The organism is Microcoleus sp. AT3-D2 (genome assembly GCF_036705715.1).
GTDB lineage: Bacteria > Cyanobacteriota > Cyanobacteriia > Cyanobacteriales > Microcoleaceae > Microcoleus.
On sequence record NZ_JAUBVE010000084.1, the window covers coordinates 22,911 to 29,585 of the forward strand.

Here is a 6,675-nt window from a genome sequence, read left to right on the forward strand (position 1 = left end):
TAACATCAAATCCGGTTGCATCGGAATCATAAAATCGAGTCAACAATCAATACTCAACCATTGAGTTTTTCGACCCCTCCTTCTACAGTCTACAGTCTACAGTCAACAATCATTTCGCTCCTGCAACCGGAATTGATATAACTCATTCATCCCCTGTGGGTGGGCGCTCAGGAAGCAATCTCCAAACTCAAAACTATGTTCAAGCTACGCTGCATCGGGGATAGCAACAGGTTCAGATTTTTTGGTGGTGAACTGTGCGGGGGGTGCAAATTCTCTGAGATATCTCGACACCGATCGCAAATATCCCACTTCTGCTTGAATACAATCCAGCGTAGAAAGACTCTCAACTAAGTCATCAAACTCATCTGCCGTAACTCGAGCACTGTGCAAGACTTCTTGGTTAAGTCGCCCGCAGATTCCTTGTAGGAGGAGTTCGATAATCTCGCTATAGTCAGCGATTTCCGTTCCGTAACCTTGCAATTTCTTGGGATTGATTCCCCACTGCAAAATCTTCAACAAGTCTTCAGGGGTACTCCACGCAAAAGAGGAAGCTATCACTTCTTTTTCCGCTGCGACAAGAGCGTGCTTGATTTGCACTTCGGGGAAATCTGGATCGATGATTAGGCTTTCGAGCTTCGACACTTGTTTATCTAAGACGGGCAAAGAAAAAGGAGCTAATTCTACACTCACCATGTCGCCAGTATCGTTAACGCTTCTAAAAGGATCTTCCAAAACATTAATTAAGAGGTGAATGTCTGTAGGTTTTTTCCAGTCAAATTGTCCAAGGAAAAACGGTTCTTCATATCCCGGCAAAAGTCCTTGAAAATAAATCGGCAGATTTTTGCCGGATTCAAGAATTTTATAAAGAGCTACTTCCAAGGTTTCTGTCGGCCACCCGAGATTACTTACGGCAACAAATTTCAGTTTTCCGGGAACGGACACAACCAGAGAATTCAGCAATAAATGTACGGCTTCGACAAGATTTTGAGCGGTTACGTAGCGGTGGGGAGCGTGAACGTTGACAGTTTTACCTTGCTGTACTTTGTTGGACATTTGCTCGCAGAACAAGCTATTTTCCAACATATGAGTAAAGCGAACCATCCCGTAAGTGACATCTCCTTCTTGAGCTGCTTTGGCAAATTGCCATTCGGCAAACTTTTTGGAGGCGGCGTAAACTTCGGTTGTAAAATATCGAGATGTTTTGCCTGTGGAAGAGAAGATGCAGTGTTCTACGCGGTATTCTTCGCAGAGTTGGATGACGTGTTTACATCCTAACAGGCTGGTTGTAACTGTTTCTCGGATTTTGATTTCAGCTAGTCCGGGTTGGCGTTGGGCTGCTAGGTGAAAAACAATTTCTGGTTTTTCTACCTCAAATATGTGTTTCAGCGCCTCGAAGTTGCGAATGTCGGCGGCATAGAAAGTTACCGCACCTTCTCGGTTAAAAAGCGGGAGATTTTCTTCAGGGTTTTGACATCGGGCGTTGTCTGCGGAAATGATTTTAGTTGCGCCTAATTCGAGGAGTTTTTCGATTAAGAAACGGCCGACACATCCTTCTCCACCGGTGATGAGGATGGTTTTTCCTTTGATTTTGCTGCTGCAGGCGGATGCGTATAGGTGAATAGTGCGACCGCGCACGTCGCTAAAAGGTTCGCTTTCTAATTGTCCGTCGGCTTGATAGGCTGCGATTAGCTGGGCGGTGAGAGTTTGTAATGCCGCGAGGATTTCAGGATCTTGGGGTTCCGGGGAACCCGGGGGAACTAGCTGCTGGATGCGCTCAATTATTTCCGCTTTGCTGGCACCTTCAAACAATTCTCTTTGGTTAAATGCACTCTTCACTTTTTTTGCTCCTTTAAATTCTAGAAATACCGTTGCTGATAAGCGCGTTGTTAAACAAATTTTCGATGGACAGAATCTCTAAAAGTCTGCTTGGTTTTAGGATTTTTTAGACGGAAAGCTACTTGATCGGAAAGACACGCCATCGGCTCTGCTTGTAGTTTTATTAAGCGCTTTTTTAACCTGCTTACTTCTGCGATCGGCAAATATCGGCAAAGTCGGAATCTTCTCTGTCCAAAATTTATCACTACAACTATATACTTAAATTGCTGAGTCCTGCCAATACTCTGAACATATCTTTACTATTTCTTTGCAATCACCTGGGAGTTTTCACGCAATTTTAAAGTTTATGTAAAGTAGGGTCTACGTTTAAAAAACTTAACAATACACTCGACCTTGATTGTAGCATTTTACTTTTTAATTAAAATGTATTTTTTGTTACTAAATATAGTTGAGCTGTAAGTAAAGATACGCACAAAAGCCCTCATCAAATATTTCCCTCTGCTGAAAATCTTGTTACTTGATGGGTGGGGTAGTCCTGCTGTGCCTACCCCTGTATGTGTGCTGCTACTAGGCGCGAACAATGCGTTCTTTTTTGCTGCCTTCAAAGCCACGAGCGTCCCCAACATCGTAGCCTCCTGTTCGCAAGCGACGGTCTAAATCGCTGGCTTCGGGAGAAGTTTTGGCTGCTTCTTCGATCGTGACTCTGCCTTCAAGCACCAGTTTGTAAAGACCCTGGTTGATAATCTGCATTCCTTCGTAAGTATCATGCTCCATTAATCGGAAAGCTTCATCATCAGCACCTTTCATCAAGTAGTCGTGCATGGCAGGTGTATTCACCAAAATATCGTGAACTGCTACCCGACGGTTGTCAACTGTTGGCAGCAAAAGTTGGGCAATTACCGCTACTAAAGTATCGCAAATTTGAATCCGCATCGCCTGTTGTTCTTCGGGCGGGTAGAGGTTCAACAACCGGTTAATAGCGTTAATGGCGCTGCGAGTGTGGAGAGTTCCCAATACTAAGTGACCTGTTTGAGCTGCTTGCAACGCTGTATTGATGGTAACGCGATCGCGCATTTCCCCGATCAGAATTACATCTGGATCTTCCCGCAAAACAGCCCGCAAAGCCTGTTGAAACTCGTGGGTGTGCAAGCCGACTTCCCGCTGGCTGACCAAGCATTTTTTAGAAGGGTGAATGAATTCGATCGGGTCTTCAATTGTAACTACGTGCTTTTGCTCCATCTGGTTGAGGTGGTCGATCATCGCAGCTACGGTTGTCGATTTCCCCGAACCGGTAGGCCCCGTAACCAATATTAATCCCTGCGATCGCAAAATGATACTTTTGAAAACTTCTGGCAACCTCAAGGAATCGATAGTAGGTATTTCCAAACTAATCAACCGCAATACTATGGCGCCGCCGCTGAGGGACTCAAAACAGTTTAGCCGACACCGCACGAAGCCAGGGTAAAAAATTGCTGAATCTAATTCCTTGGTAGTTGCAAACTGTTTTCGCTGTTCGGGGGTGAGAATTTCGGCTAGGTACTGTTCAAAAATTTCTGGCGTTACTTTGGGGTGGTTAGTTGCTACTTGCATCACGCCCCGAATCCGAAATCGAGGTACTTGGCCTACTCGAATGTGAATGTCGGAAGCCGAGGCACTATGGGCATCTCTGACCATTTGTTCGATCGTACTGACGGGTGTCTCAACAGGTCGCTGCTGCTGGGCTGCGGGGGGCGCACTCGGCGCGGGTGGAGGAGGCGCGGGAGTTGCAGCCAAGGGCGGCGGCGGCGGCGGTGTTCGTCGGCGGGCTTGAGCCTCTGGTTGAACGGGTGTAGGATTGTTTAATGGGTTCATTTTTTTGTCTCCAGTCAGTCTATTTTAGATTTTAGATTTTAGATTTTAGATTTACTCCACAGATTAATCTGGGAGCAGGAACTAGAGTCTAAAATTTGGGGATCGACCCTGACTGAGTGTCGGGGGCTTGTATCCGTTTTTGGGCGGGTCAATGTAGATTTATTGCGAAAAAATGCCCGATTTCTAATCTAATGGCTCGCAGCTAATTCGGTGTTAAATGCTGAGAATATTTTACAATTAGGCTTGATGGGGCGATCGAGTAATTAACAATTTCAACTCCTATGAACATCGGTCACAAAATCGCCGACTGGCTCGAAAATCGCGCTGTTACCCCTGCCTACGCGGGTTGGCTGCTGTCGGGAATGACGGTTTTCTTTTTTGGGTCGGCGACTAATACAATGTCTGGGTGGCTGTACGTGCTCAGCGGTGGGGGTTTGGCACTGTTGGCAGTAGCGGCTGTTTTGCCTGGAAAATCGCTCCGTTCCTTGGAAGTCCGTCGCCGCCCCATCGAACCGGTGAGTGCCGGCGATCAAATCACCGTCGAACTAGAAATCGAAAATAGCGCCCGCCAACCTAAGACTCTGTTGCAAGTGGTAGACATCTTGCCATTTGTATTGGGAGAACCCGTCGTCCGCCCGATCGAAGTCATAGAGCCTAACAGTATATACAGGGAGACATACTATTTAGAAGTTCGGCAGCGGGGGGTCTATCGGTGGCAAGAGGTACACTTGAGGACGGCGGCACCTTTAGGGTTGTTTTGGTGCCGACGCAGCCGCCCAGTCAAAGCGGTGGCGGTTGTGTATCCACAAGTTTTGCCGTTGAGCACTTGTCCTTTGATCGATCGCATCGGTCAAGAAGACAGCCCGCAATTTTACAATCGCAGTCGATCGCAAACTGCTACCGAAGGCCTCACCCGCAACCTGAGACCTTACCGCCACGGAGATCCCACCCGCCTGATTCACTGGCGCACCAGCGCCCGCTACGGAGAACTGCGGGTGAGAGAGTTAGAAGTTGCAGCCGGCGGTCAAGAAATTATTATTGCTCTCGACAGCGCTGCCGCGTGGCAGCCAGAAGAATTTGAACGAGCCGTAACAGTAGCTGCGTCTCTTTACTTCTATGCTAGCAAGCGCCTGTTAAACGTCAAACTTTGGACTGCCGGGACTGGACTCGTATCGGGGAACCGGGTAGTTTTGGAAACTTTAGCGGCGGTTAATGCTGGGGAAGATGCGGTTGAGAATCGGTCGAAACTCCCGATAATTTGGCTGACTCAAAACTCGGCAAGTTTAAGCACTCTTTCCCAAGGCAGTCGTTGGGTACTCTGGCCGAACATCACTGCGGAAACAGGCGAAAAATTGTTAGTGAAACACGATTTACCAGGCTTAGAAATTCGCTCCGATCGACCCTTAGAACTTCAGTTACAAGATACTCTGGAAAGAGCGCTTAATTATTAAGTAAGATAGACCACGAACAAACCTGTGAAAGAGCGATTAGTTATGAAGATTGACTTGATTAATCTAAAAACTCAAGAACCATGATACACTACAGGAGTGTAATTCATCAACTTAAGGGTCTTACAGGGCTTGGCAATTGCTTGGCAAGTTAAGAGCAGCTTAGATTACTGTGACTCCGGTCATAAACATCATATCTCATTCACCAAACAGGAGAAAAAATGACTTTCTGGGAGAAATTAAAGCAGAACGTATCACAAATGAACGATTCTCTGCAAACCAATATTTCCAAGTTTAAGAATAATGATTTTGCTGATGCCTCAATGGCAATATGTGCATTGATTGCTGCTGCTGATGGCACTATCAATACCGAGGAAAGACAAAAAACGGCTGCTCTAATAATTTCCAATAAAACACTCCAAATTTTTCCGGCGTCGGAGTTAAAGCAAAAATTTGATTTTTATTGTGAGAAGCTCTCACAGGACTTCGATTTTGGTAAAATTGAGGCTATCCAAGCGATAGGGAAACTTAATAAAAAACTAGATCAAGGTCGTGCAGTCATCCAAATTGGCATTATTATCGGTGGTGCAGATGGTAATTTTGACAAAGATGAAAAGAAGGTTGTCAAAGAAGCTTGCCATGCTGTAGGCATTAATCCTGGGGAATTCGATCTCTAAATTCAGCTATTTTATGGTTCTAGCCAATCCATTATTCAAGGCTTTATATCTGCGAATAGCATTGTTCATTGAGTTTATTTGCTCTGCGTGAAATGAGGGAGGCATTAAGCTATGAACAGTATGAAGGAGTCCATTGTGCATGACATCGGTCGGAAGTGCAGAATGATCGAGTCCTAGTGTATGTCCTATTTCATGGGCAATGGTATTTGCAATTAAGTTAGATAGTTGATTGAGACTAAGGCTGGCATTGTAAGAAGCATAGAATACTTGGTCAATCCGAATAATTGCCCGATCTGTAACCATTCCCGATTTGAAGCTAGCCACGCCGAGATAGTCAACCGGCTGGCTATCCACGAATATATAAACATGAGTAAAATCTTCGCCCCACTCTTTGCGATCGGGGGGATCGGAGGTCAAAAATACCTTGATGCTTCTAAATGCGCCGTAGAGTTTGGAGAAGGCGTCCATCAGCAGGGAAAAGATCGCTTCTCTATTTTCGGGTGCGACATCCATTGCTGATACATCTACCCAAATGCAACGCCGAAAATCGCTATCATTATCAATTAGAACTCTTCCACAGGAAGGGCAAAACTCCCACTGAGGCTGGATACGGGAACGACAGATCTGACAGCGGAGTTTGGGGGGTTTAGTCAGGTTTAGCCGTTGAGAAAGGGGGAGTTTTAGCTTGCGATTGTGTTTGGTTAGGTCTAGGCGATCGTACAGAGACATTGACTGATTGTAGGAATTTTTTATCGTAGTATTCTTGTTAATTTGAGCTAATTTTAGCGGCTCTCCTGAACTTGCGGTGATATTTTTATCTAATTAGAAAAGCAAGCTAATACGCGTTCTCGAAAATTATCAAA

General features: G+C 45.6%; 5 protein-coding genes. 2 read left to right on the top strand and 3 right to left on the bottom strand.

The genetic code is table 11. The features are described 5' to 3' along the window. Window positions 1-204: 204 nt before the first annotated feature. Window positions 205-1,836, bottom strand: coding sequence for a polysaccharide biosynthesis protein (locus QUB44_RS26055; protein WP_333372056.1), 1,632 nt, complete (start codon window positions 1,834-1,836; stop codon window positions 205-207). 567 nt (window positions 1,837-2,403) lie between these two features. Continuing rightward, window positions 2,404-3,687 carry a PilT/PilU family type 4a pilus ATPase gene (locus QUB44_RS26060; protein ID WP_333372058.1) on the bottom strand — a complete coding sequence of 428 codons (1,284 nt, stop codon included), beginning with the start codon at window positions 3,685-3,687 and terminating at the stop codon, window positions 2,404-2,406. Window positions 3,688-3,968: 281 nt separating this feature from the next. Between QUB44_RS26060 and QUB44_RS26065 the strand changes: the two genes are divergently transcribed. Together QUB44_RS26065 and QUB44_RS26070 are read left to right on the top strand one after the other, a co-directional pair. Beyond that, on the top strand, window positions 3,969-5,138 hold the full coding sequence (locus tag QUB44_RS26065; protein WP_333372060.1) for a DUF58 domain-containing protein: 1,170 nt from the start codon (window positions 3,969-3,971) through the stop codon (window positions 5,136-5,138). A 218-nt stretch (window positions 5,139-5,356) separates the two neighbouring features. Continuing rightward, entirely contained in the window at window positions 5,357-5,812 is a 456-nt protein-coding gene (locus QUB44_RS26070) for a TerB family tellurite resistance protein (protein WP_333372061.1), read from the top strand. A 6-nt stretch (window positions 5,813-5,818) separates the two neighbouring features. Here the strand turns inward: QUB44_RS26070 and QUB44_RS26075 are convergent, their stop codons facing one another. Beyond that, window positions 5,819-6,541, bottom strand: a complete 723-nt coding sequence (locus tag QUB44_RS26075; RefSeq protein ID WP_333372063.1) for a zinc-dependent metalloprotease family protein — start codon at window positions 6,539-6,541, stop codon at window positions 5,819-5,821. Between the last annotated feature and the right edge of the window lie 134 nt (window positions 6,542-6,675).

Excerpts from the sequence above, each read along its gene's own strand:
- QUB44_RS26070 (WP_333372061.1), top strand. The coding sequence starts at position 5,357 with ATGACTTTCTGGGAGAAATTAAAGCAGAACGTATCACAAATGAACGAT.
- QUB44_RS26075 (WP_333372063.1), bottom strand. The coding sequence starts at position 6,541 with ATGTCTCTGTACGATCGCCTAGACCTAACCAAACACAATCGCAAGCTA.
- QUB44_RS26065 (WP_333372060.1), top strand. The coding sequence starts at position 3,969 with ATGAACATCGGTCACAAAATCGCCGACTGGCTCGAAAATCGCGCTGTT.
- QUB44_RS26060 (WP_333372058.1), bottom strand. The coding sequence starts at position 3,687 with ATGAACCCATTAAACAATCCTACACCCGTTCAACCAGAGGCTCAAGCC.